Annotated in this window: 22 protein-coding genes and 1 pseudogene; 15 read left to right on the top strand and 8 right to left on the bottom strand. The window is 71.2% G+C overall.

The window, feature by feature from the left end:
• Positions 1-287: 287 nt before the first annotated feature.
• Entirely contained in the window at positions 288-539 is a 252-nt protein-coding gene (locus AB0N02_RS31190) for a hypothetical protein (RefSeq protein WP_363953702.1), read from the bottom strand.
• A 367-nt stretch (positions 540-906) separates the two neighbouring features.
• The gene (locus AB0N02_RS31185; protein WP_363953700.1) at positions 907-1,755 is read right to left on the bottom strand and encodes a helix-turn-helix domain-containing protein; all 849 of its coding nucleotides are present in this window, start codon (positions 1,753-1,755) and stop codon (positions 907-909) included.
• 290 nt (positions 1,756-2,045) lie between these two features.
• Between AB0N02_RS31185 and AB0N02_RS31180 the strand changes: the two genes are divergently transcribed.
• Positions 2,046-3,410 carry an alpha/beta fold hydrolase gene (locus tag AB0N02_RS31180; protein WP_363953698.1) on the top strand — a complete coding sequence of 455 codons (1,365 nt, stop codon included), beginning with the start codon at positions 2,046-2,048 and terminating at the stop codon, positions 3,408-3,410.
• 576 nt (positions 3,411-3,986) lie between these two features.
• Here AB0N02_RS31180 and glpK read toward each other — a convergent pair.
• Positions 3,987-5,459, bottom strand: a complete 1,473-nt coding sequence (gene glpK / locus AB0N02_RS31175; RefSeq protein WP_363953696.1) for a glycerol kinase GlpK — start codon at positions 5,457-5,459, stop codon at positions 3,987-3,989.
• A 148-nt stretch (positions 5,460-5,607) separates the two neighbouring features.
• On the opposite strand from glpK, the gene AB0N02_RS31170 reads away from it, so the two are divergent.
• Positions 5,608-6,633: a 6-phosphofructokinase gene (locus tag AB0N02_RS31170; protein WP_363953694.1), complete on the top strand. Its 1,026-nt coding sequence runs from the start codon at positions 5,608-5,610 to the stop codon at positions 6,631-6,633.
• A gap of 310 nt (positions 6,634-6,943) precedes the next feature.
• On the opposite strand, the gene AB0N02_RS31165 is transcribed toward AB0N02_RS31170, so the two are convergent.
• Positions 6,944-7,864: an MHYT domain-containing protein gene (locus AB0N02_RS31165; RefSeq protein WP_363953692.1), complete on the bottom strand. Its 921-nt coding sequence runs from the start codon at positions 7,862-7,864 to the stop codon at positions 6,944-6,946.
• Positions 7,865-7,942: 78 nt separating this feature from the next.
• Between AB0N02_RS31165 and AB0N02_RS31160 the strand changes: the two genes are divergently transcribed.
• The 3 genes from AB0N02_RS31160 (at position 7,943) to thiI (ending at position 11,095) form a co-directional block, all read left to right on the top strand.
• Positions 7,943-9,052 (top strand): DUF5931 domain-containing protein, encoded by a 1,110-nt coding sequence (locus tag AB0N02_RS31160; protein ID WP_363953690.1) that lies wholly within the window; start codon positions 7,943-7,945, stop codon positions 9,050-9,052.
• 21 nt (positions 9,053-9,073) lie between these two features.
• Positions 9,074-9,712 (top strand): response regulator transcription factor, encoded by a 639-nt coding sequence (locus tag AB0N02_RS31155; RefSeq protein ID WP_363953688.1) that lies wholly within the window; start codon positions 9,074-9,076, stop codon positions 9,710-9,712.
• A 180-nt stretch (positions 9,713-9,892) separates the two neighbouring features.
• Positions 9,893-11,095, top strand: coding sequence for a tRNA uracil 4-sulfurtransferase ThiI (gene thiI, locus AB0N02_RS31150; protein ID WP_363953686.1), 1,203 nt, complete (start codon positions 9,893-9,895; stop codon positions 11,093-11,095).
• Between the two features lie 130 nt (positions 11,096-11,225).
• On the opposite strand, the gene AB0N02_RS31145 is transcribed toward thiI, so the two are convergent.
• Complete coding sequence (locus tag AB0N02_RS31145; protein ID WP_363953684.1) at positions 11,226-11,510, bottom strand: YiaA/YiaB family inner membrane protein; 285 nt, start codon at positions 11,508-11,510, stop codon at positions 11,226-11,228.
• A 310-nt stretch (positions 11,511-11,820) separates the two neighbouring features.
• Positions 11,821-12,858 (bottom strand): 3-deoxy-7-phosphoheptulonate synthase, encoded by a 1,038-nt coding sequence (gene aroF / locus AB0N02_RS31140; RefSeq protein ID WP_363953682.1) that lies wholly within the window; start codon positions 12,856-12,858, stop codon positions 11,821-11,823.
• A 329-nt stretch (positions 12,859-13,187) separates the two neighbouring features.
• Here aroF and AB0N02_RS31135 point away from each other — a divergent pair, with 329 nt between their 5' ends.
• The 4 genes and pseudogenes from AB0N02_RS31135 to AB0N02_RS31120 form a co-directional block, all read left to right on the top strand.
• Positions 13,188-13,808, top strand: coding sequence for a molybdopterin-dependent oxidoreductase (locus AB0N02_RS31135; RefSeq protein WP_363953907.1), 621 nt, complete (start codon positions 13,188-13,190; stop codon positions 13,806-13,808).
• A gap of 48 nt (positions 13,809-13,856) precedes the next feature.
• Positions 13,857-15,041, top strand: a complete 1,185-nt coding sequence (locus AB0N02_RS31130) for a histidine kinase (RefSeq protein ID WP_363953680.1) — start codon at positions 13,857-13,859, stop codon at positions 15,039-15,041.
• 76 nt (positions 15,042-15,117) lie between these two features.
• Positions 15,118-15,876: a LytTR family DNA-binding domain-containing protein gene (locus AB0N02_RS31125; RefSeq protein WP_363953678.1), complete on the top strand. Its 759-nt coding sequence runs from the start codon at positions 15,118-15,120 to the stop codon at positions 15,874-15,876.
• Between the two features lie 410 nt (positions 15,877-16,286).
• Positions 16,287-16,430, top strand: a pseudogene (locus AB0N02_RS31120) (ClpX C4-type zinc finger protein); the annotation flags it as partial.
• A gap of 784 nt (positions 16,431-17,214) precedes the next feature.
• On the opposite strand, the gene AB0N02_RS31115 reads toward AB0N02_RS31120, so the two are convergent.
• Entirely contained in the window at positions 17,215-18,054 is an 840-nt protein-coding gene (locus tag AB0N02_RS31115) for a deoxyribonuclease IV (RefSeq protein WP_363953676.1), read from the bottom strand.
• A 311-nt stretch (positions 18,055-18,365) separates the two neighbouring features.
• Between AB0N02_RS31115 and uraH the strand changes: the two genes are divergently transcribed.
• The 6 genes from uraH to AB0N02_RS31085 all read left to right on the top strand — a co-directional run bounded on the left by uraH (position 18,366) and on the right by AB0N02_RS31085 (position 23,734).
• A complete protein-coding gene (gene uraH / locus AB0N02_RS31110; protein ID WP_363953674.1) occupies positions 18,366-18,677 on the top strand; it encodes a hydroxyisourate hydrolase in 312 nt (103 codons plus the stop codon).
• 4 nt (positions 18,678-18,681) lie between these two features.
• Positions 18,682-19,587, top strand: a complete 906-nt coding sequence (gene pucL, locus AB0N02_RS31105; protein WP_363953672.1) for a factor-independent urate hydroxylase — start codon at positions 18,682-18,684, stop codon at positions 19,585-19,587.
• A gap of 2 nt (positions 19,588-19,589) precedes the next feature.
• A complete protein-coding gene (locus AB0N02_RS31100) occupies positions 19,590-20,477 on the top strand; it encodes an FAD binding domain-containing protein (protein ID WP_363953670.1) in 888 nt (295 codons plus the stop codon).
• Positions 20,477-20,950, top strand: coding sequence for a (2Fe-2S)-binding protein (locus tag AB0N02_RS31095; RefSeq protein WP_363953668.1), 474 nt, complete (start codon positions 20,477-20,479; stop codon positions 20,948-20,950). Before AB0N02_RS31100 ends, AB0N02_RS31095 begins: the two co-directional genes overlap by 1 nt.
• A 130-nt stretch (positions 20,951-21,080) precedes the next feature.
• Positions 21,081-22,439, top strand: a complete 1,359-nt coding sequence (locus AB0N02_RS31090; protein ID WP_363953666.1) for an 8-oxoguanine deaminase — start codon at positions 21,081-21,083, stop codon at positions 22,437-22,439.
• A gap of 92 nt (positions 22,440-22,531) precedes the next feature.
• Positions 22,532-23,734 (top strand): glycerate kinase, encoded by a 1,203-nt coding sequence (locus tag AB0N02_RS31085; RefSeq protein WP_363953664.1) that lies wholly within the window; start codon positions 22,532-22,534, stop codon positions 23,732-23,734.
• A gap of 122 nt (positions 23,735-23,856) precedes the next feature.
• Here the strand turns inward: AB0N02_RS31085 and pknB are convergent, their stop codons facing one another.
• Positions 23,857-25,809 carry a Stk1 family PASTA domain-containing Ser/Thr kinase gene (pknB, locus tag AB0N02_RS31080; protein WP_363953662.1) on the bottom strand — a complete coding sequence of 651 codons (1,953 nt, stop codon included), beginning with the start codon at positions 25,807-25,809 and terminating at the stop codon, positions 23,857-23,859.
• Between the last annotated feature and the right edge of the window lie 19 nt (positions 25,810-25,828).

Genomic DNA, 25,828 nt, shown 5'->3' with positions numbered 1-25,828 from the left:
GCCCCGCGCGTTTCCTTTCTCCGGGCAGTTGTCGTCGGGGTGGGTGGTGGCGCGGGGTGCATCCGAATGGCGGCCTGTGGCACATTCCTCAACGGCACCCCGAGTACGGAAGGCCCCCGCACCGATTGGTGCGGGGGCCTGATCTCCTGGGATGCTTCAGGCGTGTCCGGGGCCGATGACCGCGGCCCCGGACACGCTCACTTCTTCTCGCCGAACGAGCGGGAGATCCCGCTGGAATCGTCCCCGTTCACGTACGCGGCACCGTCTGAACGTTCCCGATGCGACGGCTACTGCACGAGATCGTCCACCCAGATGTAGAGAGTACGTCCAATGCAGCGGGCCTCGCCGCCGTAGTTATCAGCCATGTTCAAGCATTCCACCACGGTGGGGTAAGTGTGGTAGCGAATCCAACCCATGGCTGTGGCCGTCGACGCGGTGCTGGCCTCGGAGGATGTGGACGACGCCTGTGCGGTGGCGGCACCGCCCACCAACAGGGTGGCTCCCATGGTTACTGCTGTGAGCAGTAGACGTGCGCGCATCAGCGTTTCTCCTTGTTGTCTGGTGAGAGTGGACTCGCTCTGTGCGGTGAAGGCGTACCGCTCCTCTGCTGGTCCTCTGCTGGCAGGAGGTAGCGGTTGGCCTACATGAGCCAGTTTTGGGATGCACCGCGTTGTTCGGCACACTTGCTGCCGTAACTGAAAGGCTCTTGAGAGGATTGTGCTTGGGCCGCCAGGACGGTGTATTGAATATTTGGGACATCATGCGTCTTCTCCCTGCTCCCCTGTCCGGTTCCTGAGCAGTCCTACTGGTCCGAGACATACGGCCACTCGCATTACTTGCGCAGGAAGAAAAACCCACTCCTTCTCTGGTTCCTCCGGTACGCGGACAGGCGGAGATGGTTTCGTCTCAGAGTGGCTTCCGCAGGAACTGGGTGGGTGTCCGGCCGGAGATACTGCGGAACTCGCGGATGAGGTGCGCCTGGTCGCTGAAGCCGGCGTCCGCGGCCACCCGCGTCTGCCCGAGGTGGGGTTCCTCCTTCAGGAGGTCCAGTGCGCGCTGCATCCGGAGGATTCGCGCCAGTGTCTTGGGTGGCAACCCCACCTGTTCGGTGAACCTGCGGGTGAGGTGCCGCCGGTTCCAGCCGACGTCGTCGGCCAGATCCGCCACGGCCCTTCGCCCGCCGGTGCGCCGCAGTTCACGCCAGGCGTGGCCGATGTTGCGGTCGGCGACCGGCCCGTTTTCCAGACGTTCGAGCAGAAAAGCGCTGAGCAGACGGACCTGAGCCGACCAGTCGGAGGTCTCCCTGAGCCGGTCGACCAGTTGCCGTGCGGCGAATCCGAAGAAGACCTCGAGATCGAGAAAGGTGTTGGCCAGTTCCCTCATCGGCACACCCAGCAGCGAGTACGCCCCCAGGGGCGTCATGTCCATCCGGATCAGAGCTGTTCCGTGCGGGTTGGCCGAAAGATGTGGTCGTTCGTGCAGCCCGACGACGAACGAGGGAGGGGCGGCCGTAATGATCTGGTGCTCCTGAGAGATCGGTGTACGCAGTGGGTCGCCCAGGCTGACGATCAGCGTGACCGTGCCCTCCGGCAACTCCCACTCGCTGAACTGATGCGACGAAACGCACAGCGGCCCGGTGTAGCCGATCCAGTGCACATGCTCACGCAGCGCCACATGGAGATGGCGGTTCTCGCACACTCTTCGATCTCGGGAAGAATTGCCATTAAACCTATCGAGGTTTTCATTTATGCCCATGGAGTGAGTGTGTGGGGGGCATGGATGTTCTACAAGCTTGTGCGGCGTTATGGGCCTGCGCTTTGACCGTGACCTAAAGGCGGGACATAATCCACGTCATGTTCCGCGCCATTTCGGTTTTCCCTGATCAGACGGGCTGAGCCCCGACGACTGCAGGCGGCGAATCCCACCGGCCGGGGCCGGGGCAATCGACTCTGGTGGAGCTCGCGCCGGTCGGCGGCCGCTGTTACACACTCATCACGTGTTCAACGACACCCGATAACATTGATCCAGCAGGCTCTCCCCCTGTGATGACGAAACTCCTTCTCGCCGCCGTTCTCGGTCTGGGCGGCGTCCTCGCGCCGCAGCCCGTCCCCGCCATCCAGTGGGAGAAGTGCCCGCCCGATCCGCCTTACCCGGCCCCGGGCCAGGGCATCGAATGCGGCACGGTCAAGGTGCCCGTGGACTGGTCTCTACCGGACGGCGAGCAGATCGAGGTCTTCGTCTCCCGCAGCAAGGCCCGCAAGCAGAAGCTCGGCACGCTGGTCACCAACCCGGGCGGCCCCGGCAATCCCGGCGCGACCCCGGTCATGATGGCCCCCGAGGAGTTTCCCGACGAGATCCTCGACAGTTTTGACATCATCGGCTTCGACCCGCGCGGCATCGGACGCAGCCACGGCATCCAGTGCGACGACGCGCTGGTGAGCAGGGCCTTCACCCCACCGGCCACCCAGGCGGCCTGGGACGAACTCGTCGTGCACAACCGCAGGCTCGGGGAGAGCTGCCGGAAGAGGACCGGCCCGCTCTTCGATCACCTGGACACCATGTCCGTCGCCCGGGACGTCGAGGCGATCCGCCGCGCGCTCGGCGCGGAGAAGATCAGTTTCCTGGGCCAGTCGTATGGCACGCTCATCGGCCAGCAGTACGCTCAGCTGTTCCCGGACAAGCTCGACCGGCTCGTCCTGGACGGCGTCGTGGACCATGGCCTCAAGACCGCCGCCGCTCACTTGCTCGACGGCGCCAAGGAGGCCGAGCGCGCCTACCGTGAGCATCTGGACCCGGCCCAGAGCCGTACCGTGACACTGCTGTTCGCCAAGGCCGACAAGGGCACGCTCAAGCACGGGAAGACCACCGTCACTCCGCACATGCTGACCGCGTTGCTCAACGAACATCTCGGCGCCGACTCCATGAAGGAGGTCATCGGGAACCTCGCCACAGGCAAGGGCGAGGTGCCCTTCGAGCCGCCGTACGTCGAGATCATGCATCGAGCCACGTGGTGTCGGGATTTCTCGGTCGCGACGACGTTCGCCCAGTTCGGCAAGGCGATGGCCGCCGCTCGCAAGGCCGCCCCCGGCATCCGCTACAACGCCCAGTCCACGGACTTCGTGCTCGGCTGCCAGGGCTGGCCGGCGAAGGTGACCAACCCGCCTGCGACCCCGGAGGTGAAGGGGGTGAACGCGCTGATCGCCACCCACGAGCGCGATCTGGCGACCCCGAAGGCATGGGCGCTGCGCGTGGCGGCCCGCATTCCCGGCGCCGGGCGCGTCGTCCTCGCGGCCACCGGCCACATCACCTACCGCCGGCACGCCGTCACCGACGCCCAGAAGTGCGTGCAGCGCGAGGTCTCCGGTTTCCTGATCACAGGAGAGGATTCGGACACCACCTGCGGTATCTGACAGTCGAACACCTCCACGCGAAATCTCAGCACCTCACGGCGCGCATCTTCCACGGATCGCACTCCTTTGCGATCAAGGAATCCCGTATGGCCTGCCCGCCTGCGGGGTTCCGCCTCACATGACGCCGGGCGGCGCCGTAGTCGAAGTAGCTTGATGTGTCCAATGGGTGATACTGCGTTGCATCAGGGGTGGTGCAACGCGTGCGACGGGTCACGGGGGCAGGTGTCCGATCTGCCTGATTCCGGAGGACCTGGGATGGCCGCGTCTGGAACCGCCGGGCGCGGCGGACGGCCAGAAGCCCTCACCGGGTTGCGCGTCGTGCATCGGCGCCGATCGGCTCGGTGCCACCGCTCGCCGTACCGGCGCCCTGGAGTAGCCACCACCTGATGGCGGCTGTGCGGAGCCGGTCGGTGTCCGGGGAGTGTGAGGGGCTGGCAAGCCCCTCACCCGGGGTTTGGGGCGGCGCCCCAAAGGGCGCAGTCCGAGCATGATGCGCGCGGAGCGCGGAGACTCGGTGAGGCCCGTATGAGGCCCTTCCAAATGAGGTCCTTGTCAAGGGAGCACCGTGAGGCCCTGTCAGACGGCCCAGGAGCGGGCGCGGTCCACGGCCTTGAGCCAGCGGGTGTAGGCGGCCTCGTCCCGGTCGCCCGGCTCGAAGCGGCGGTCCAGAGTCCAGGTCTTGCGCAGTTCCTCGGTCGAGGACCAGACGCCGGTGCCCAGCCCGGCGAGGAAGGCCGCTCCCAGCGCGGTGGTCTCCTGGATCGCGGGCCGTTCGACCGGGACGCCGAGTTGGTCGGCCTGCAGGCGCATGAGCAGGTCGTTGCCGCTGGCTCCGCCGTCCGCCTTGAGGGCGGGCACCCGCAGGCCCGCCGCGCCGGTCATGACCTCGACGACGTCGCGCACCTCGAACGCGACGGCCTCCAGCGTGGCCCTGACCAGGTGGGCGCGGGTGGTGCCCCGGGTGATGCCGAAGATCGTGCCGCGGGCGTCGGGATCCCAGTACGGCGCGCCCAGGCCGGTCAGGGCGGGCACGAACACCACGCCGCCGCTGTCGGCGACCGTGCCCGCCAGCGCCTCCGACTGCGGCGCGGTGTCGATCACGCCCAGCCCGTCGCGCAGCCACTGCACGGCGGCGCCGGTGACGAAGATCGAGCCCTCCAGGGCGTAGGTGATCTCCCCGGAGGGGGTCTGCCAGGCCACGGTGGTCAGCAGCCCGTCCTGGGACCTGACCGGCTCGGTCCCGGTGTTGATCAGGACGAAGGAGCCCGTGCCGTAGGTGCACTTGACGTCGCCGGGGGAGAAGCACGCCTGGCCGAACAGCGCGGCCTGCTGGTCGCCCGCCATGCCGCCGATCGGCAGGTCCAGGCCGAGGAAGGCGGCCGGGTCGGTCCTGCCGATCTCGCCGTGGTTCGGCACGATCTCCGGCAGCGCCTCCCGGGGCACCCCGAAGAGCTCGCACAGCTCCGCCGACCATCCTCCCGCCCCGAGGTCGTACAGCAGCGTGCGGGAGGCGTTCGAGGCGTCCGTGACGTGCCGGGCGCCGCCGGTCAGCCGGGCGACCAGGTAGGAGTCGACGGTGCCGACGACGGCCTCGCCGGAGGTCACGGCCGACCAGGAGCGGGGGTCGTGCTCGCGCAGCCAGGTGAGCTTGGTCGCGGTGAAGTACGGGTCCAGCCGCAGCCCGGTCAGCTCGGCCACCCGGGGCTCGTGGCCCGCCTCGCGGAGCCCGGCGCAGATGCCCGCCGAGCGGCGGTCCTGCCAGACGATCGCGGGACGGGGCGCGGCCAGGGTCGTGGAGTCCCACAGGACGGCGGTCTCGCGCTGGTTGGTGATCCCCACGCAGGAGGGGGTGACGCTCGCCCGGTCCAGCGCGGTACGGCAGGCGGCCAGCGTGGCCTGCCAGATTTCCTCGGGAACATGTTCGACCCGGCCAGGTTCGGGAAAGTACTGGGCGAACTCCCGGTAACCCCTGGAGTCGATCCGGCCGTCCTCGGTCACAACCAAGGCGGTGACCCCGGTCGTCCCGGCGTCGATGGCGAGAACCGACATAAGAGGGACTCCTTCGTTTTGGTCTAGACCATTGGGCTTGTCTGCAGGCAGAATGCCTTGCGTCGGCGTCCGAAAATCCCTCGATCGCCGGCCGCGTCACCCCATTTAGTCTGGCCGTCTTGCCTCGGAACCACCACCGGAGGATGCCATGCGTATTGGAGTGCTGACCGGGGGCGGGGACTGCCCCGGCCTCAACGCCGTTATCCGCGCCGTCGTGCGCAAGGGGGCGAGTGTTTACGGTCATGAGTTCGTTGGTTTTCGCGATGGTTGGCGAGGTCCGCTAGAGGGCGACACGATGCCGCTGGACATCCAGGCCGTGCGGGGCATCCTGCCGCGCGGTGGCACGATTCTCGGCTCGTCGCGGACCAACCCGATAAAGATCGACGGCGGTGTCGAGCGGATCAGGGAGAACCTGGCCGCCACCGGGGTCGACGCGTTGATCGCCATCGGCGGCGAGGACACCCTCGGCGTCGCCAAGCAGCTCTTCGACAAGGACGTCAACGTCGTCGGCGTGCCGAAGACGATCGACAACGACCTCAACGCGACCGACTACACCTTCGGGTTCGACACCGCGGTCAACATCGCGACCGAGGCCATCGACCGGCTCCACACCACCGCCGAGTCCCACCACCGCGCGCTGATCTGCGAGGTCATGGGCCGTCACGCGGGCTGGATCGCCCTGCACGCGGGCATGGCGGGCGGCGCCAACGTCATCCTCATCCCGGAGAAGCCCTTCGACATCGACCGGGTCTGCGCCTACGTGGAGTCCCGGTTCAAGACGCGCTACGCGCCGATCATCGTGGTGGCCGAGGGCGCCCATCCGATCGAGGGCCAGATGACCCTGCAGGCGGGCGAGCTCGACGCCTTCGGGCACGTCCGGCTCGGCGGCATCGGCGAGATGCTCGCCAAGGAGATCGAGAAGCGCACCGGCAAGGAGGCCCGCACCACCGTGCTCGGCCACATCCAGCGCGGCGGCACGCCCACGGCCTTCGACCGGGTGCTGGCCACCCGCTTCGGCCTGCACGCGATCGACGCCGTGCACGAGGGCCGCTTCGGCAGCATGGTCGCGCTGCGGGGCACCGACGTGGTGACGGTCGGCCTCGACGAGGCGACCAAGGAGCTGAAGACCGTGCCGGTCAGCCGCTACGAGGAGGCCGAGGTCTTCTTCGGCTGACGGTTCCGGCCGGCGGCCCTGACGGGCGGTTTCGGCGACCGGCTCCCGCCGCCGGTTCAGGCGGGCGGGGCCGGTGGCCGGTGCGGGGCGGCCGGGCCGCCGGCCGGTGGCGACCGGCGGTTCCGGCGGGCGGCGTGGGCCGGTGCCTCCGGCCGCCGGAGGCGTTTCCCGGGTCTCCCTATCGCCTTGCAAACGTTCTGCAACCGGCCGCCCCTAACGTTCTGTCACGGAACGCGAGCGTTCCGCTGTCCCCTCCATGTACGGCTTGCGCCTCGACCGAGCGGCCCACCCGGGCGCAAGCCGTACATCATTACCTGCCGTCCCCGCCGGATCGCCGGTCGTCGGCGGCGTCGAACAGGGAGGGACGCCGCGGCGCCCCGGCGGGCGGCGGGGCCGGAACCGCCTGGGCGGCCCGGGACGCGGGGGCGGCCGGGGCGATCAGGGGAGACGGCTGCTCGCCGCGCCGCCTCTCCAGCTGGGCCAGCAGTTCGGCGTCGTCGCGCATCTCCTGGTCGGAGGGCGCCAGGATGACGGCCAGCAGCAGGCCGAGCGTCAGGAGGCTGATCACGCTCAGCGTGGGCAGCATGAAGTCGATGCCCCGGGCGCCGGAGACCGGCGTCACGGAGACGCGCGGGTGCACCTCCATCGCGAACATTCCGACGTAGTGCATGCCGGAGACCGCGACCGCCATGATCAGGGCCGCGCCCCCGGCGGCGAGCGTGCCGCCGGTGCGCAGGGTGAACCAGAGGGCCACGGTCGAGGCGGCGATCGCGATCAGCACGGAGAGGGCGACCAGCATGGGGTCGTAGGAGACGTGCGCCGACATGTTCATCGCGTACAGGCCGAGGTAGTGCATCCCGGCCACGCCGAGACCGGTGAGCACCCCGCCGAGCAGGAGGGGGCCGAACCGCTCGCCCTTGGCGGACACCAGCAGCAGGCCGGCGCCGACGAAGACCACCGCGAGGAGCGCGGAGGCGGTCGTCAGGGGCACGTCGTAGCGGATCTGGCCGCCGCCCACGGTGAAGCCCATCATGGCGATGAAGTGCATGACCCAGATGCCGGTGCCGCCGATGGACAGGGCTCCGCCGATCAGCCAGCGCACGCGTTCCGGGCCCGTCGCGGCCCGTGCCTTGGCGGTCAGGAGAAGGCCGAGCATGCACCCGACGGCCGAGGCGATGTAGGCCAGGACGGGGGTGAGCAGGCCGTATGAGAAGTGGTCTACGAGAGACATGGTCCAAAGTTCTTTTTAGGGAAATATGGGTAAATTATTACATTCATTCGCCATCGCGCCTAAAGGTAGGGTCAGGGCGTGACGGGGATCGAGGGTCCGTTCTGGCGGGTCATCGCGGTCTTCCGCGTCGCGTCGCTGGTGTACGCCACGGTTCTGCTGCTGCGCGCGGGCGGGTACGCCCACCCGGCGACCGGCTGGCTGGTGATCGGCTTCATGACGCTGTGGACGGTGGCGACGATCTTCGTCTACTCCGACGCGGAGTTCCGCGGCTGGCCGCTGCTGATCGCCGACATGCTCGTGACGCTGGGCTGCCTGCTGGCCACCCCCCTGGTGCAGGGCGCCTACCAGGTGGGCAGCCTGCCGATCACCGGCACCTGGATGGGCGGTCCCGTGCTGGCCTGGGGGGTGTACGGCGGGCGCCGGGTGGGGGCCGTGGCGGCTCTGATCGTCTCCCTGGCCGACCTGTGGCTCCACGGCATCCGCGGGTTCGACTTCGAGACCCTGCCGATCAACGGCACCGTGCTGCTCTTCCTGGCGGGGGTGCTGGTCGGGCACGTCGCCCGGCTGGCGAAGGAGGCGGAGGCGCGCCTGCAGCGGGCGATCGAGATCGAGGCGGCGGGGCGCGAGCGCGACAGGATCGCCAGGAACATCCACGACTCGGTGTTGCAGGTCCTGGCGCTGGTTCAGCGCCGCGGGCAGGAGGCCGGCGGTGAGGCGGCAGAGCTGGGCAGGCTCGCGGGTGAGCAGGAGGCCGTGCTGCGGGAGCTGGTCAGGCTCCGCCCGGAGCCGCCCGCCGTCGGGACCGCCGACCTGCGCGTCCTGCTCCAGGTGTACGGCTCGGCCTCGGTCACCGTCTCGGTCCCGGCCACCCCGCTGCCCCTCCCGGCCTCGGTGGCCGGGGAGATGAGCGCCGCGGTCGGCGCCGCCCTGGACAACGTGGTCAGGCACTGCGGCCCGTACGCCCCCGCCTGGGTCTTCGCCGAGAGCGACGGCGGCGCGGTCACCGTGACCGTCAGGGACGAGGGGCCGGGCATTCCCGAGGGCAGGCTGGAGGAGGCCGCCGCGGACGGGCGGCTCGGGGTCGCCCAGTCCATCCGGGGCCGCGTCGCAGATCTGGGCGGCACGGTCACGGTGCTGTCCGCGCCGGGCGAGGGAACCGAGATCGAAATGTCTGTTCCGGCGCCCTGACCGTCTCAATAGGCTTGGCGGATGCGCGTGATGGTGGTGGACGACCACCCGATGTGGCGGGACGGTGTGGCCAGGGACCTGACCGAGGCGGGATACGAGGTCGTGGCCGTGGTCGGCGAGGGCGGGCAGGCGCTCCGGGTGGCCGCGGCGGCCGGGCCCGAACTGGTCGTCCTGGACCTGCGGCTGCCCGACCTGTCCGGGGTCGAGGTGGCCAGGCGGCTGGCCGCCCGCGAGCCGCAGCCCCGGGTGCTGGTGCTGTCGGCCAGCGGCGAGCAGGAGGACGTACTGGAGGCGGTCAAGGCGGGCGCATCCGGATATCTGCTGAAATCGGCGAGCAAGGAGGAGTTCCTCGACGCGGTCCGGCGGACCGCGGCGGGCGACGCGGTCTTCACCCCGGGGCTCGCCGGGCTCGTGCTGGGGGAGTTCCGCAGGCTGGCCGCCCAGTCCGCCCGCCCCGACGGGCCCCGCCTGACCGAACGGGAGACCGAGGTGCTGCGCCTGGTCGCCAAGGGCCTGTCCTACAGGCAGATCGCCGAGCGCCTGGTCCTGTCCCACCGGACCGTGCAGAACCACGTCCAGAACACGTTGAACAAGCTCCAGCTCCACAACCGCGTCGAACTCGTCAGGTACGCCATCGAGCAAGGCCTGGACGGGTCATGAGGACGACTAAAGTGGCTAGGTCGAGGCATTGTCTTCACACGACCACGCGCGACACTTGGCGTTAGCCCCCAACGGTCCCGCGTCAGTCCCACGTCAGTTCCACACCGGCCCCATTCCAGCGGCGCGGCAGCGCCGTACCAGCCCCATCTTCCCCCTCGAAGCTCCACCGGAGGTTGCACCATGACCATGTCCGCCTTGGGCGAGCCCTGCGTTCTGCTCAAACTGGGCGAGGTCGTCCTCAAGGGAAACAACCGCGAGCTCTTCGAACGCAGGCTGCAGGCCAACATCAAGGCCGCCGTCAAGAACCTGGACTTCAAGGTGGACCTGCGGCAGCGTCACGGTGTCATCGCGCTCTTCCTGCCGGAGGGCTCCGGCGCCGAGCGCGCGGACGCGGTCGCCGAGCGCGTCAGCCATGTTCCCGGCCTGGTCTGGGTCCATCGGGCCTGGCGGGTCCCCAAGGACCCGTCGGCGGTCACCAAGGCCGCGATCGAGCTGCTGGCCGACCGGGAGGACGTCAAGCGCGGTGTCTCCTTCGCGGTCCGCTCCCGTCGCCGTGACAAGCGCTTCCCGCTGACCTCGATGCAGCTCGACCGCTCCGTCGGCGGCGAGCTCAACGACATCTACGGCCTGCCGGTCGACCTGAAGAACCCCCAGCTGGTGGTCTCCATCGAGGTGGACCGCGACGAGGTCTTCGTCTTCACCGGCGGGCAGCCGGGCCAGGGCGGCCTGCCGGTCGGCACCAGCGGCCGGGGCCTGGTCCTGATGTCCGGCGGCATCGACTCCCCGGTGGCCGCCTACCGGATGATGCGCCGTGGCCTGCGGGTCGACTTCCTGCACTTCTCCGGCATCCCGTTCACCACGTCGGAGTCCATCTACAAGGCGTACGCCCTGGTCAGGGCGCTGGACAAGTTCCAGGGCAGGTCCCGCCTGTGGGTGGTGCCGTTCGGCAAGGCCCAGCAGTCCATCAAGGCCTCGGGCCAGGACCGCCTCGCGGTCATCTCCCAGCGCCGCCTGATGCTCAAGACCGCCGAGGAGGTCGCCCGGCGCCTCAGGGCCGGAGCACTGATCACCGGTGACTCCCTGGGCCAGGTCTCCTCCCAGACCCTGCAGAACATCACCGCCCAGGACGACGCGGTGGACATGCCGATCCTGCGCCCGCTCATCGGACTGGACAAGACCGAGATCATGGCCGAGGCCCGGCGCATCGGCACCCTGGAGATCTCCGAGCTGCCCGACGAGGACTGCTGCACCCTCCTGGCCCCCCGCCGGGCGGAGACGGCCGCGAAGATCGCCGACCTGAAGCAGATCGAGCGGCGCCTGGACGCCGAGGAACTCGCCGTCCAGCTCGCCGGGTCCCTCCAGGAGTACAAGCTGGAGGGCTGAGCACCGCCCGCGGAGAGGTCTCTCCGCGGGCGCCCCGCCCGCCTCCGCCCGCCGCCTGTCACGCCCCCGCGTGGCCGCGGGCGGCGGGCCGGGCGCCGGGCGGGGGAGGCACCCGCCCGTGCTCCGGCCGTCAGTCGGTCTTGAAGGGGTCGTGCTCGGTGAGGAGCTTCTCCAGGCGCGCCCTGTCGACGCGGTTGGTGACGTCGCTGAGCTCCTGGCGGTCGCGCACGCACTTGGCCAGCGTGAACGTCGAGGTGACGACGTAGAGCACGCCGATGCCCAGGAACGCGCGGACCCAGGTCTCGACCGGGAGATAGACGATGCCGACGGTGACCGCGGAGGCGGACACACCGAAGGACACGACCGACTGGAAGTAGAAGGCGCCGGTGTGCCGCGGCTGGATCGTTTTGGTCATGCCTCCACGATCCACGCCCGCCGGTCGCCGCGCCTGAGCGCTCGTACTTAAATTACCCGTGAGTACGGTATTACTCGTGAGTACGGCCGGCGGTTCGCGGAGCCGGCCGTACCCCGGACGCGTGGTGCTGCCCCCGATGCCCCCCTCGGTGCCCCCTCGGTGCCCCCTCGGTGCCCTCTCAGTGCCCTCTCAGTGCCCTCTCAGTGCCCTCTCAGTGCCCTCTCAGTGCCCTCTCAGTGCCCCCCGACGTTCCCCGGTGCCTCCGGTGCCGGCGGAAGCCGGGAGAGACCGGAAGGGCGGACGGGGAAGGTCAGGCGTGGGCCAGGGCGTCGCCGGTCGCGCTCTTGCCCAGCAGCGGCGGGAAGCGGCGCATCACGTCGGCCAGTTCCTCGAGGTCGCCGTCGAGCAGTGCCTGGGGGCCGTCGCAGAGTGCCAGCTCGGGCTGCGGGTGGACGTCGATGATCACACCGTCGGCGCCGACGGCGATGGCGGCGCGGGTGAGCGGGAGGACCAGGTTCCGGTGGCCGCCCGAGTGGGACGGGTCGATGATGACCGGCAGGTGCGACAGACGCTGGGCGACGGGGACCGCCGAGACGTCGAGGGTGTTGCGGGTGGCGGTCTCGAAGGTGCGGATGCCGCGCTCGCACAGCACGATGTCGAGGTTGCCGCGCTGGGCGATGTACTCGGCGGCCATCAGCCACTCCTCGATGGTGGCGTTCATGCCGCGCTTGAGCATGACCGGCTTGCCGATCCCGCCGACCGCCTGCAGCAGCGCGAAGTTCTGCGCGTTACGGGTGCCGATCTGCAGCATGTCCGCGTACGAGGCGACCAGCTCGACGTCGTGGGCGTCCACGACCTCCGTCACCACCGGCAGGCCGGTCTGCTCGCGCACGTCGGCGAGGATGCGCAGGCCCGCCTCACCCAGCCCCTGGAAGGCGTAGGGGGAGGTGCGGGGCTTGTAGGCGCCGCCGCGCAGCAGGGTGGCCCCGGCGGCCTTGGCCATCTGGGCCGCCTGCAGGGTCTGCTCCGGGGTCTCCACCGCGCACGGGCCCGCGATCAGCGTGACCGTGCCCGGGCCGATCGGCACCCCGCCGACTCTGATCGTCGACCGTTCGGGGTGGTTGTCCCGGCTCACCAGCTTGTAGGGGGCCGTCACCCGCATGACCTGGGCGACCCCTCGCATGCTTTTCAGGTTGAGCACGCTGAACTGGGCCACGTCGCCCACCAGGCCGATGATCGTGCGGCTCACGCCACGGCTGACGAACGCGTCGCCGCCCGCCGTGCCGATGACCTCCACGATCGCCTCGACGTCGCCCTGCGTGGCGTCGGGGCCCATGACGATGACCATGTCTCTCCTTTGATGATCCGGTGAAGGGTCCGTGAAAAACGAGAAGGCCCCGAGTCCGATATCCGGACCCGGGGCCTTCCCATTCGCCTTAGCTGTCAGCGCAGCATCTGGAGGCGAACGGTCCGACCCACGGGTCCGTCGCCATACCAAAACCAGAACGCAGTACGCATCGCGGGAAATAGTAGCGCATCACGGAGACGTATCGGTGATCGGGAGGTGTTCTCCCGGTGTCCACGCGGTGGAGCGCGTTATGCGGTGGCCGCTGAGACGGCGGCCGAGGCACGGTGGCAGGATTGCCCCGTGTGATCGGGGAAGGGGAGAGGGGAGTGGTGGTGGAGCAGTCCGAACCTCCGCAGGAGGAGACTCGCCTGCCTCCGGGCCAGTACGTCCCCCGTGGACGTCCGGTCATCCACTACGGGCGGGTGCCCACGTTCCGCCCGGCCACCTGGCGGTTCCAGGTCATGGGGGCGACCGCCTCCGGTGAGCCGCACAGCTTCACCTGGCCGCAGTTCTCCGAACTGCCGCGCACCACGATCATCGCCGACTTCCACTGCGTCACCAAGTTCTCGATCATGGGGAACGAGTGGTCCGGGGTGTCGGCGGCGACGCTGATGGAGCTGGTCCCGCCGGCCCCCGGGGTGAAGCACGTCATGCTCTGGGCCGAGTACGGCTACAGCGCCAACGTCCGGATGAGCGACTTCGAGCGCCCCCACACGCTGTTCGCCCTGGAGCTGGACGAGCGGCCCATCGCCCCCGAGCGGGGATTCCCGGTGCGGGCCGTGGTCCCCCATCTCTACGCCTGGAAGAGCGTCAAGTGGGTGCGCGCCGTCGAGTATCTCCTGGAGGACAGGCGCGGCTTCTGGGAGGAACGCGGCTATCACAACGTCGCCGACCCCTGGCGGGAGCAGCGCTACTCCTATCAGGAGGAACCGGGCGAAGGGCCACCGTGATCGGCGTTCTTGCCTGATTGACAGGCGGGGTTGACTACGGTTTCCCGCATGTCGACCAGTGTCTGGGCGCTGCTCTGCGCCGTCAGGACCCTCACGGGATTCGTCCTGCCCGGCCGCCGCCCGGTCTCCCCTCGCCGCCTGGGCGGCCTGCCTGACGAGGCGACCTTCGCCGCCCTGCACGTCGCCGCGCTGGCGGCCAGGTCGCTGCGGGCGGGCCTGACGCGCGACTCCGCCCGCAAGGCGATCCGCCACCTGCGCACCCTGCTGGGCACCGCCGCGATCGCGATGACGGACGCCGACGGCGTGCTCGCCTGGGACGGGGAGGCCGACTGCCACCGTGACCACGCGCCGGGCCACGCCCGCACCGTGCTGTCGTCGGGCAGGCCGCGCGTGCTGACCGGGAACGCCCTCGCCTGCGGCACCCCGGGATGCGCGATCAGGGGCGGGGTCGTCGTGCCCCTCACCGTGGACGACCGCGTGGTCGGGGCGCTGGCCGCCTACGACGCCGAGGTCGGCCCGGCGCTGGTCAGGACCGTCACCGAGGTGGCCCGCTGGATCTCCTGCCAGCTCGAACTGGCCGAGCTCGACTCCTCGCGGCGGCGCGCGATGGAGGCGGAGACGCGGGCGCTGCGCGCGCAGATCTCCCCGCACTTCATCTACAACTCGCTGACCACCATCGCCTCGTTCGTCCGTACGGATCCGGAGCGGGCCCGCGAACTGCTGATGGACTTCGCCGACTTCACCAGATACGCGCTGCGCCGCGAACGCGACTTCACCACCCTGGCCGACGAGCTGCACTGCGTCGACCGCTACCTGCTCCTGGAACGTGCCAGGTTCGGCGAACGGCTCCGCTTCACCGTCCGGGTCGCGCCGGAGGTGCTGTCGGTGCCGGTGCCGTTCCTGTGCCTGCAGCCGCTCGTCGAGAACGCCATCAAACACGGCATGGCCACCACCGGCGGCTGCGGCGAGGTGCGGGTGCTGGTCTGGGACGCCGGCGCGGAGGCCCACGTCAGCGTGGAGGACGACGGCCTCGGCATGGACCCGGAGCGGGTCAGGCTGCTGCTCGACGACGACTGGCGGGGCGAACGGGGCGAGTGCGGGATCGGGCTGGCCAACGTGGACGTGCGGCTGCGTCACATCTACGGCGAGAACTACGGCCTGCTGGTCGAGACCGCGCCGGGGGCGGGCACCAAGGTGCGGCTGCGCCTGCCCAAGCTCTCCGCTCATCGATAGCTAATTGTAGTCATATCATTACGTGAAGTTGACCTGCCCCTTGCGGTGCGGCGTGTTTTGAGTGCAGCGTGGGGCCATGTTGCGAGTCCTGGCTGTTGACGACGAGGTCCCCGCACTGGAGGAGCTTGCCTACCTCCTGCGGCAGGATCCCCGCATCGAGCACGTCTCCACCGCCTCCGGAGGGGTGAACGCGCTGCAGGACCTGGTTCAGATGATCGGCGCGGGCGAGCGGTTCGACGGGGTCTTCCTCGACATCCGGATGCCGGGGCTGGACGGCCTCGATCTGGCCCGTCTCATCGGGGGCCTGCCCAACTCCCCCCGGCTGGTGTTCGTCACCGCCCACGAGGACTGCGCGGTACAGGCCTTCGAGCTGGAGGCCGTCGACTACCTGCTCAAGCCCGTCAGGCCCGACCGGCTGGCGGAGGCCGTACGGCGGCTGGAGAGCGCGGCGCCCGCGACCGGCGAGCCTGAGATCGAGGACGTCATCCCGGTCGAGCTGGGCGGCCGGACCAGGTTCGTGGCCCAGCAGGCGGTCCGGTTCGCCAAGGCGAAGGGCGACTACGTACGGCTGCACACCGTGGACGGCAACTACCTGGTGCGCATGTCCCTGGCCGCGCTGGAGCGGCGCTGGGCCGCGTCGGGGTTCATCCGCGTGCACCGCAGCACGCTGGTCTCGGCGCGGCACGTGAGCGAGCTGAACTTCGACGGCGGGCGGGTGACGCTGCGGGTGGGCGCGGAGACGCTGCCGGTCAGCCGCCGTCACACCCGGCGGGTGCGCGAGCAGCTCGTCCGCCAGCTCCAGGACCGGTCGTCCTCCCCGGGAACGCTCCGGTAGCCGCCTGTCCGCCTGTCCGCCTGTCCGCCTGCCCGCTTGTCGGCCTGCCCGCTCCTCGCCCGCCTGTCCGCCTGTCCGCCTGTCCGCCTGTCCGCCTGTCGGCCTGCTCGCCTGCCCGCCTGTCGGCCGGCCTGCCCGCCTGCCCGCCTGCCCGCCTGCCGGTCGGAGTCTGGTCGTCCGGTGTGGTGGCCGCTCGCCTTCGCCGCGTTCGTGACCGTCCGGGCGCCGGTACGGCGAGCGGTGGAACGGGGCGGGCCGGCGCCGTTGGGCGGTGCCCGGCCGGTGGGCGTTCCCGGTCGCCGCGCCGTGCGTCCCCGTCTCGCGAGTGTTGTCAGGTGATTCCTGACGCTGTAGGGTCGCGGCGGAGGCTGTCAGGAGAAGCCTGACGGCGATCGTCCCTGGAGTGCCGTATGTCCGCAACGTCGTCCGTCGAGCAGGACCTCCACTGCTCCTTCTGCGCCAAGTCCAAGGCCGAGGTGACCAGGCTGATCGCCGGCCCCGGCGTGTACATCTGCAACACGTGCGTCGACCTCTGCAACACCATCCTCGGCGAGCTGGCCCGGCCCGAGGCGGACTCCGAGGCGGACGCCGGGACGCCGGACGCCGGGACGCCGGACGCCCCCGAGGGGGCGGCATCGGACGAGAAGATCCCCGAGATCCCCTGGCCGGACGGCCTGACCGACGAGGAGATCCTCGACCACCTGCCCCGCGTCGCCGCGGCGAGCGCCCGGGTCGAGGCCGACCTGCGGGCCTGGGTCGGGCGGCTGCGGGAGCGCGGCGTCACGTGGGCCAGGATCGGCGCCGCCCTCGACATGACGCGGCAGTCGGCCTGGGAGAGGTTCTCCGGCGAGGAGTAGGGGACCCCGGTCGGAGGGGAGGATTTTCGCCGGTGCCGGGGTGGGTGTCCCCCGGCGCGGGGGGTGACCGTTCGTCGTCCGCGGGTGGCCGCTCGTCGCGTCGCGACTCTCCGTACATCGACGACTACTAACCGTTAATCGCGCTGGTCGCAAAGCACCGGTCGCGCCTCCGAGCGTCCCTCTAGTGTTCCCTACATCGGAGAGCCGAACCCGCTGCACCAGGGGGGGACAAGGGCCGAAGGGCCCTAAGGACCTGGTGCGCGGAACCCCAGGGTGACGCCGGACGTGCGCTCACCCGTTGTCGGGCCCTGACCGGGGGGAGGGGCCCGGCGATCTCCGGTGTGACGGGACGCCCGCGCTGGTCCGCGGGCCCGACCGTGATCCGGCCACACGGGGGCGGCCGGATTGCGCGCCGCGGGCGTCCCGTCACACCCGCGGACCGCCGCGCCGGGCACCCGGCGTCCGGTGTCAGGCACCCGCGTCAGGCGTCGCGGAGTTTCTTCAGTGTCTCGATGTCCTCGCGGTGCCTGGCCGCCGGACCCGGCGTCTCGATGCACAGCGGCACCCCGGCCGCCGCCGGATGGCGCATCAGGTCGCCGAAGGGCAGGGAACCGATGTGGCCCGCCCCGATGTTCTCGTGCCGGTCCTTCTTGGAGGCGCACACGTCCTTGGAGTCGTTGGCGTGGATCAGCTTGAGCCGCCCCGGGGCGATCTCGTGCAGGGCGTCGAGGGTCTCCCGGACGCCGTCGGCGGCCGACAGGTCGTGACCGGCGGCGAAAGCGTGGCAGGTGTCGAAGCAGACCCCGGCCTTCGGATGCCAGTCGAGCGCCGCGAGATAGGGCTCCAGGTCCTGGACGGTCGCGCAGAGCATCGCGCCCTGACCCGCCATCGGCTCCAGCAGCAGGTCGGGGCCGTCCTCGGGAATCTCCTCCAGCAGGGGCAGCAGGTGCTCGTGCAGCTGGCGCAGGGCGTCGTCGCGCGACTGGGTCACCGCGGAGCCGGTGTGGACGACCACGCCCCTCGCGCCGATCGCGTGGGCCCGCAGCAGGCAGTGCCGTACGGTGGCCGCCGACCTCTCCAGGGTCTCGGAGCTGGGGGAGCCCATGTTGACGAGGTAGGGCGTGTGCACGAAGGAGAGCATCCCCGATTCGCGCAGCGCCCTGTCCTGGGCGGGGTCGCCCGCGGCGAGCGCCCATCCCCGGGGATTGGTGACGAACACCTGGATCATCTCGGCGCCGATGTCCGCGGCACCCCGCAGCCCGCCCTTGGCCAGGCCGCCGGTGACGGAGACGTGTCCGCCGATGAGGGAGAGAGAAGTCATGGTGGGACCAGTTTAGGCGTCGCGGCCGACGTCCGACCGGCCCGCGGTGCCGCCCCTGCCCGGGGCGTGTGAGCCGTTCCGTCCTTCTTGCCCCCTCCCGCGACCTCCGTGCCGCCCGGACACGGCCCGTTCCCGGGGGCCGCTTTGGAGCGTGCCATGAAAAGCCGGGGCGAACCTTTGTCTCACCCGGGAGTCCTGGCAGCTGGATCCTTTGCGGGCCCGCTGTGTGTACTGCTCACATGTCCAACGTGAACCCCGTGACGGCGGGGACTCACCCGCCCGCGCCCGGCGAAGCTCTTGGAGGCGACCGCGTGAGCCTGTCCACACACGTCCTGGACGCCGCGCTGGGCAGACCGGCTGCGGGCGTCGCCGTACGGCTGGAGCGGGCGGGCCGGGTGCTGGCCGAGGGCGTCACCGACGCCGACGGCCGGATCGGCGGCTGGACCCCCGAAGCGGGCGCCAACCGGCTGGTCTTCGACACCGGAGGCTACTTCGCGGCCCGCGCGGTCGAGGCCTTCTACCCGGAGGTCTCGATCGACTTCACGGTCGGCGACCCCGGCGAGCACTACCACGTACCGCTGCTGCTGAGCCCGTTCGCCTATTCGACCTACCGTGGGAGCTAGGAACATGGTGGTTCTCGGACCCAACCGCTACGGCAAGGCGGAGACCCGCCTGGTCCGCGTCCTGCGGGACGGCGGTGTCCACCACATCAAGGACGTCAACGTCAGCTCCGCGCTGTCGGGCGCGATGGAGGACGTCCACCTGGCCGGCGACAACGCCGCCGTCCTGCCGACCGACACGCAGAAGAACACCGTCTACGCCCTCGCCAGGAAGCACGGCGTGGACGAGATCGAGGACTTCGCGATCCTGCTGGCCCGCCACTACGTGGAGTCCCAGCCCTCCGTCCACCACGCCCGCGTGGAGATCGAGGAGTATCTGTGGGACCGCATCGGGGAGGGGCAGGACTCCCGGCCGCCCGGCGAGCGGCACTCCTTCGTCAGGTCCGGCGCGGAGGTGCGCACCTGCGTCGTCCACCACGACCGGGACGGCACCACCACCGTGACCTCCGGCCTCAAGGACCTGGTCGTGCTCAACTCGACCGGCTCGGAGTTCTCCGGCTTCATCCGCGACGAGTACACCACGCTGGCGCCGACCCGTGACCGCGTGCTGTCGACGGCCGTCTCCGCCCGCTGGCGGCACCTCCCTCGGGACTTCCGTTCCGGCACGTCATACGGGTTCGGCGCGTCGTACAGTGAAGTACGGCGATGCCTTCTGGAGGCGTTCGCCGGGACTCACAGCCTGTCGCTGCAGCAGACGCTGTACGCGATGGGCAAGCGGGTGCTGGAGACCCGCGAGGAGATCTGTGAGGTGCGCATGGCGATGCCGAACAGGCACCACTTCCCGGTGGACCTGACGCCGTTCGGGCTCGACAACCCGAACGAGGTGTTCTACGCTGCCGACCGCCCCTACGGGCTGATCGAGGGCGCCGTCCTCGCCGACGACGCGCCCGGCGCCGGTTTCGCCTGGGAATGACGATGGACTTCCTGCGGCCCGCCACGTGGGCGGAGGCACTGGCCGCCAAGGCGGAGCTGCCCGAGGCGGTCCCCGTCCAGGGCGGCACCGACGTGATGGTCGAGATCAACTTCGACGCCCGCCGCCCCGCCGCGCTGCTGGACCTGAACCGGGTCGCCGAGCTCGGCCGGTGGAGCCTGGAGGAGGACGGCAGGCTGCGGGTCGGCGCGGGCGTCTCCTACACCCGGGTGATCGCCGAACTGGGACAGGCGCTGCCCGGCCTGGCACAGGCCGCGCGCACGGTCGGCTCGCCGCAGATCCGCAACCGGGGCACCGTGGGGGGCAACCTCGGCGCGGCCTCGCCCGCGGGGGACAGCCATCCGCCGCTGCTGGCCGGGGACGCGGTCGTCGAGGTCGAGTCCGCCGCGCGCGGCGTGCGGATGATCCCCGCCGCCGAGTTCTATCTCGGCGTCAAGCGGAGTGCCCTGGAGGACGACGAGCTGATCCGGGCGTTCTGGACGAGCCCCGCGCGCGGCCCGCAGTACTTCTCCAAGGTCGGCACCCGCAACGCCATGGTGATCGCCGTCTGCTCCTTCGCCCTCGCGCTCGACCCGGCCGGGCGGCGGGCCGGCACCGGCATCGGCTCGGCGGCCCCGACCCCGCGCAGGGCCCGGGCCGCCGAGGAGTTCCTCGCGGCCGAACTCGACTGGGACGCCGGGCCCGGCGGTGGGCTCGCCCCCGGCCTGCTCAGGCGCTTCGGCGAACTGGTCGCCGGGGCCGCCTCGCCGATCGACGACGTGCGCGGCACCGCCGACTACCGCAGGCACGCCCTCGGCGTGATGGCACGGCGCACGCTGACCTGGGCATGGCACGACCTGCGGGCCGGACGATCGGACAGGAGGGCCGGCTGATGCGCGTCCGCTTCACCGTCAACGGCCGGATGGAGACGGCCGACGACGTGTGGGAGGGGGAGAGCCTGCTGTACGTCCTGCGCGAGCGGCTGGGCCTGCCCGGTTCGAAGAACGCCTGCGAGCAGGGCGAGTGCGGCTCCTGCACGGTCTATCTCGACGGCCTGCCCGTCTGCGCCTGCCTGGTCGCCGCCGGTCAGGCCGAGGGACGCGAGGTCCGCACGGTCGAGGGACTCGCCGAGGGCGACCGGCTCGACCCGCTCCAGGAGGCGTTCGTGGAGTGCGGGGCCGTACAGTGCGGCTTCTGCACCCCGGGGCTCATCGTGCAGGCCCACGACCTGCTCGCGCGGATCCCGACGCCGTCGGACGCGGAGATCCGCGAGGCCCTGGCGGGCAACCTGTGCCGCTGCACCGGCTACGAGAAGATCCTCGACGCCGTACGGCTCGCCGCCGCGCGCAAGGCGGCGGCCCCGTGACCGTGTGGCGGCGGGGAGACCCTGACGAAGGCTCTGACGGAGGCTCTGACGGAGGCTCTGCTGGAGGCTCTGACGGAGGTCCGGAGGGCCGGGCGGGTTCCGGAGGCGGAGACCGGGGACGGGAGCGTGGATGAGCGCCGTACTGATCGAGAACGCCCACATCGCCCCCGTGGCGGGGCCAGAGATCCCCTCGGGGCACATCCACGTCGAGGGCGACCGGATCGTGGCGCTCGGCGCGGGGCCCGCCCCGGCCGTCCCCGGCGCCGTCAGGATCGACGCCACCGGCTGTCTGGCGACCCCCGGCCTGGTCAACACCCACCACCACCTCCACCAGTGGGCCTCCCAGGGCCTGGCGCAGAACGCCACGCTGTTCGAGTGGCTGGCCACGCTCTACCCGGTGTGGGCCGCGATGGACGCCGAGGTCGTCAGGGGCGCGGCGGGCGCGGGCCTGGGGCATCTCGCCCTGTCCGGCTGCACCACCTCGGCCGACCACCACTACCTCTTCCCCCGGGGACGCGGCGACCTGTTCGCCGCCGAGGTCGAGGCGGCCGCGCGGGTGGGCCTGCGCTTCCACCCCGCACGGGGCTCCATGGACCGGGGCGAGTCACAGGGCGGGCTGCCCCCCGACTCCGTGGTCGAGAGGCTCGACGAGATCCTCGCCGCGACCGCCGACGCCGTCGACGCCCACCACGACCCCTCCTTCTCCTCGAAGCTGCGCGTCGCGGTCGCCCCGTGCTCGCCGTTCTCGGTAAGCGCCGACCTGATGCGGGAGTCCGCCGCCCTGGCCAGGTCGAAGGGCGTGCGCCTGCACACCCACCTCGCCGAGACCCTCGACGAGGAACGGCACTGCCTGGAACAGGCCGGCATGCGCCCGGTCGCCTACATGGACAGGCTCGGCTGGCTCGGGCCGGATGTGTGGTTCGCCCACGCGGTCCACCTCAGCGACTCCGACATCGAGGCCCTCGCCCGGACCGGCACCGGCTCCGCGCACTGCCCGAGCTCCAACGGCCGCCTCGGCTCGGGTATCGCCCGGGTCTCCGAGATGCTCGAACGCGGCGCGAACGTCGGCCTCGGGGTGGACGGCAGCGCCTCGGCCGAGCTGACGTCGCTGCACGGGGAGATGCGCCAGACCCTGCTGTTCCAGCGCGCGAGATATGGGCCGGCCGCGCTCGACGCCCGCCAGGCACTGGAGCTCGCCACCCTCGGCGGCGCCCGGAACCTGGGCCGCGAGCGGGAGCTCGGCTCCCTGGAGGCGGGCAAACTCGCCGACATCGCCCTGTGGCGGATCGACGGCGCCTTCACCTCCGCCGTCGCCGACCCGGTCTGCGCCCTGGTGCTCGGCGGCGACCGGCCGCCCCTGGCCCGCCTGCTGGTCGGCGGCGAGACCGTCGTGGAGGACGGCGAGCTGCGCACGGTCCCCCAGGACGAGCTGGGCCGCGCGGGCGCCGAGGCCGGCCGCCGTCTCATGCGCCTGGCGGAGCGGGTGTGATGATGGTCGTCCATCTCACCGGTCCCGGCGCGCCGCGCCGCCCGTCCACGGCGGGCACGCGTGCCAGGGCCCCTTCGCACCGAGGAGCAGGGTTGTCTCAGCTGTCGGGACACGTCGTCATCGCCCCGGACAAGTTCAGGGGATCGCTGAGCGCGGCCGAGGTCGCGGCGCACGTGGCCGCGGGTCTTCGCGCACACGCCGGGCGGGAGGTCGTCACGGTCGCGCTGCCGGTGGCCGACGGCGGCGACGGCACCGTCGAGGCGGTCGTGGCGGCCGGATTCACCCGTGTCGAGACCGAGGTCACCGGTCCCGCGGGAGATCCGGTCCGCGCCGCCTACGCCTGGCGCGAGGCCGGGGCGGGCGAGCGGGGGCCGACGGCCGTCGTCGAGCTGGCCGAGGCGTCCGGCCTGCGGCGGTTGCCGTCCGAGGGGGAGGACGTCCGCTTCGCGCCGCTCACCGCCACCACCCACGGCACCGGTGAGCTGATCGCCCACGCCGTACGGCGGGGCGCGCGGCGGATCGTGCTCGGCCTGGGCGGCAGCGCCTCGACCGACGGCGGCACAGGCATGATGCGGGCGCTGGGCGTTCGATTCCTGGACGCGGACGGGCGGGAGCTGCCGCCCGGCGGAGCCGCCCTGCGCGACCTGGAAAAGATCGATATATCGGGACTTGTCGCTGTGGACGGCGTGGAGTTCGTCATCGCGAGCGACGTGGACAACCCCCTGCTCGGCCCGCAGGGCGCCGCCGCCGTCTACGGCCCCCAGAAGGGCGCGAGCCCGCAGGAGGTGGACCTGCTCGGACGGGCCCTGGCCAGGTTCGCCGCCGTCGCCGCGCACACCCACGGCCTGGTCGGCGCCATCGAGCACGACGGCGTGGTCCGCCCCATGGGCGTCGCGGCCCAGCCGGGCGCGGGCGCGGCGGGCGGGACGGGCTTCGCCGACCTGGCCTTCCTGCGGGCCGAGTTCAGGCCCGGCATCGACTACCTCCTCGACCTGCTCGGCTTCCAGGAGCGGCTCGACGGCGCCCGCCTCGTCATCACCGGCGAGGGGGCGCTGGACGAGCAGACGCTGCGCGGCAAGGCCCCCGCCGGGGTCGCGGCCGCCGCCGCCAAGGCGGGGATCCCGGTCGTCGCGGTGTGCGGCCGGTGCGACCTCGGCGAGGAGGAGCTGAACGCGGCGGGCATCACGGCCGCCTACGCGCTCACCGGCATCGAGCCGGACCCGGCGCTGTGCGTGTCCGGCGCCGGGCCGCTGCTCGAACGGCTCGCACGCGAGATCGCGGACGAGCATCTGTGACATCTGTGGCATGACCCGCCCGGTCCCCGGTCCCCGGGGACGCGGACCGGGTTCGGGCGGCACGGTGTCACGGGTTCCGGCCCGCCGGGCGGTCGCCCCGGGGGCCGGTGCCGGACGGGCACTCAGTGCCAGATGGTGACCTCGGTGCCCGGCGGGACGGGCTGGCCGCCCGGCGGGCGCTGGGCCAGGACCCTGCCCCTGCCCAGCCCCTTGCGCACATGGACCTTCATCCCCGAGGCGCGCAGCTCCTCGCGGGCCGCCTTGACGTCCTTGTACATCACGTTGGGGATGACGACGAGGTTCTGGCCGTTGCCCTGCTGGTTCTCGTCCTGGCCGTTGATCTCCCAGGGCCAGTGCCACTCGATGTTGTTGCACTGCGACAGGGTCAGCCGGATGACAGCGCCCTTGTCGATCTCCGCGTTCGGCTGCGGGTCCTGGGCGATGACCGTGCACGGCTGGGCGGAGTCGGTCTGCTCGACGAACTCGGGCACGAAGCCCGCGCCGCGCAGGAAGGCGTCCGCCTGGTCGCGGGGCATTCCCTTGACGTCGGGGGCCACCAGGCCCGCGCTCATCACCAGGCCGACCTTGGTGCCCTCCCTGACCCGGTTCCCCACGGCGGGGCTGGTCCGCATCACCTGGCCGCGCGGGACGGTGTCGCTGGGCTGCTTCCTGACCTGGTCGACGCCCAGCCCGGCCTCGGCCAGCTTCGACCTGGCCTCGGCCTCGCTCAGGCCCACCACGTTGGGCACGGCGATCCGCTTCGGCCCGTCCGAGGCGATGATGACGATCTTGGACTTGTCCTCGACCTCGGTGCCCGCCACCGGGTCGGTCCGGATCACGTTGCCCTTGGGCACCTTCTCGTCGTTCTCCGGCTTGCCGATCTCGACGACCAGGCCGCTCTGCCTGGCCTCGGTCTCGGCCGCGTTGACGTTCTTGCCGACGAGGGAGGGCACGACGATGGTGGTGTTCTGGGAGAACAGCCAGCCGGTCACCCCGACCGCGACGATCATCACCACGGCCAGCGCGATCAGGAACCAGTTCGGCCGGAAACCGCCCCGCGCCTTGGGGGTGGGCGGGGCGAGGTCGGCGGCGGGGCCGGTGAGCAGATCGGCGCGCGGCTGGATCAGGGTGTGGTTGGCGGCCGCCGGCGCGGGGGGCGGGGGGCCCTGGGGAGAGGCGGCGGGGCCGACGGGCCCGGTGGGCACCGACGGCGCGGGACCGCTCTCCCGGGGCAGCGTCCGGTGCGCCTCGACCGCGGCGACCAGCAGCGCGGTCGCGTCCGCCGGGCGCATCGCGGGGTCGCGGGCCGTCGCCTGGGCCACCAGGGCGTCCAGCAGCTGGGGCGTGCCCGGCAGCAGCGAGGAGGGCGCGGGCACGCTGTCGTGCACGTGCCGGTAGGCCACCGACATGGGGGTGTCGCCCTCGTACGGCTGGCGCCCCGTGATCAGCTCGAACAGCATGATCCCGGCCGCGTAGACGTCGCTGCGGGCGTCGGCGGCGCCGGCGGTCACCTGCTCCGGCGACATGTAGCCGATGGTGCCGATCATGACGCCGGTCCGCGTCTGGTTCGTGGCCTCGATCGCGCGGGCCAGGCCGAAGTCCACCACCTTCACCCGGCCGTCGTCGGCGAGCAGGACGTTCTCGGGCTTGACGTCGCGGTGGATCATCCCGGCCTGGTGGGCCGCGCCCAGCGCGGCGAGCACCGGGATCATGACCTCCAGCGCCTCCCGGGCCGGCAGCCTGCCCCGGGTGCGGAGCACGTCTCGCAAGGTGCGTCCCGGAACGTACTCCATCGACAGGTAGACGTTGTCCCCGTCGGTGCCCTGGTCGAAGACGTGCACCACGTTGGGGTGCGACAGGCTCGCGACCGACTTGGCCTCGCCGATGAACCGGCGCACGAAGGCGGGGTCCTCGGCGAGGGTGCGGTGCATCACCTTCACGGCGACCGTGCGGTCGAGCCGGACGTCCAGAGCCAGATAGACGGTCGCCATCCCGCCCCGGGCGATCCGGGACTCAACGCGGTAACGCCCGTCGAGGAGCCTCCCGACCAGGGGGTCCGTAAGCGTCGTGTCCACCCGGCAGAGTTTACGGGCG

The organism is Streptosporangium sp. NPDC051022 (genome assembly GCF_040683035.1).
GTDB lineage: Bacteria > Actinomycetota > Actinomycetes > Streptosporangiales > Streptosporangiaceae > Streptosporangium.
Note: the sequence above shows the minus strand (reverse complement) of the source record. Positions and strands in the feature narration are given on the sequence as shown.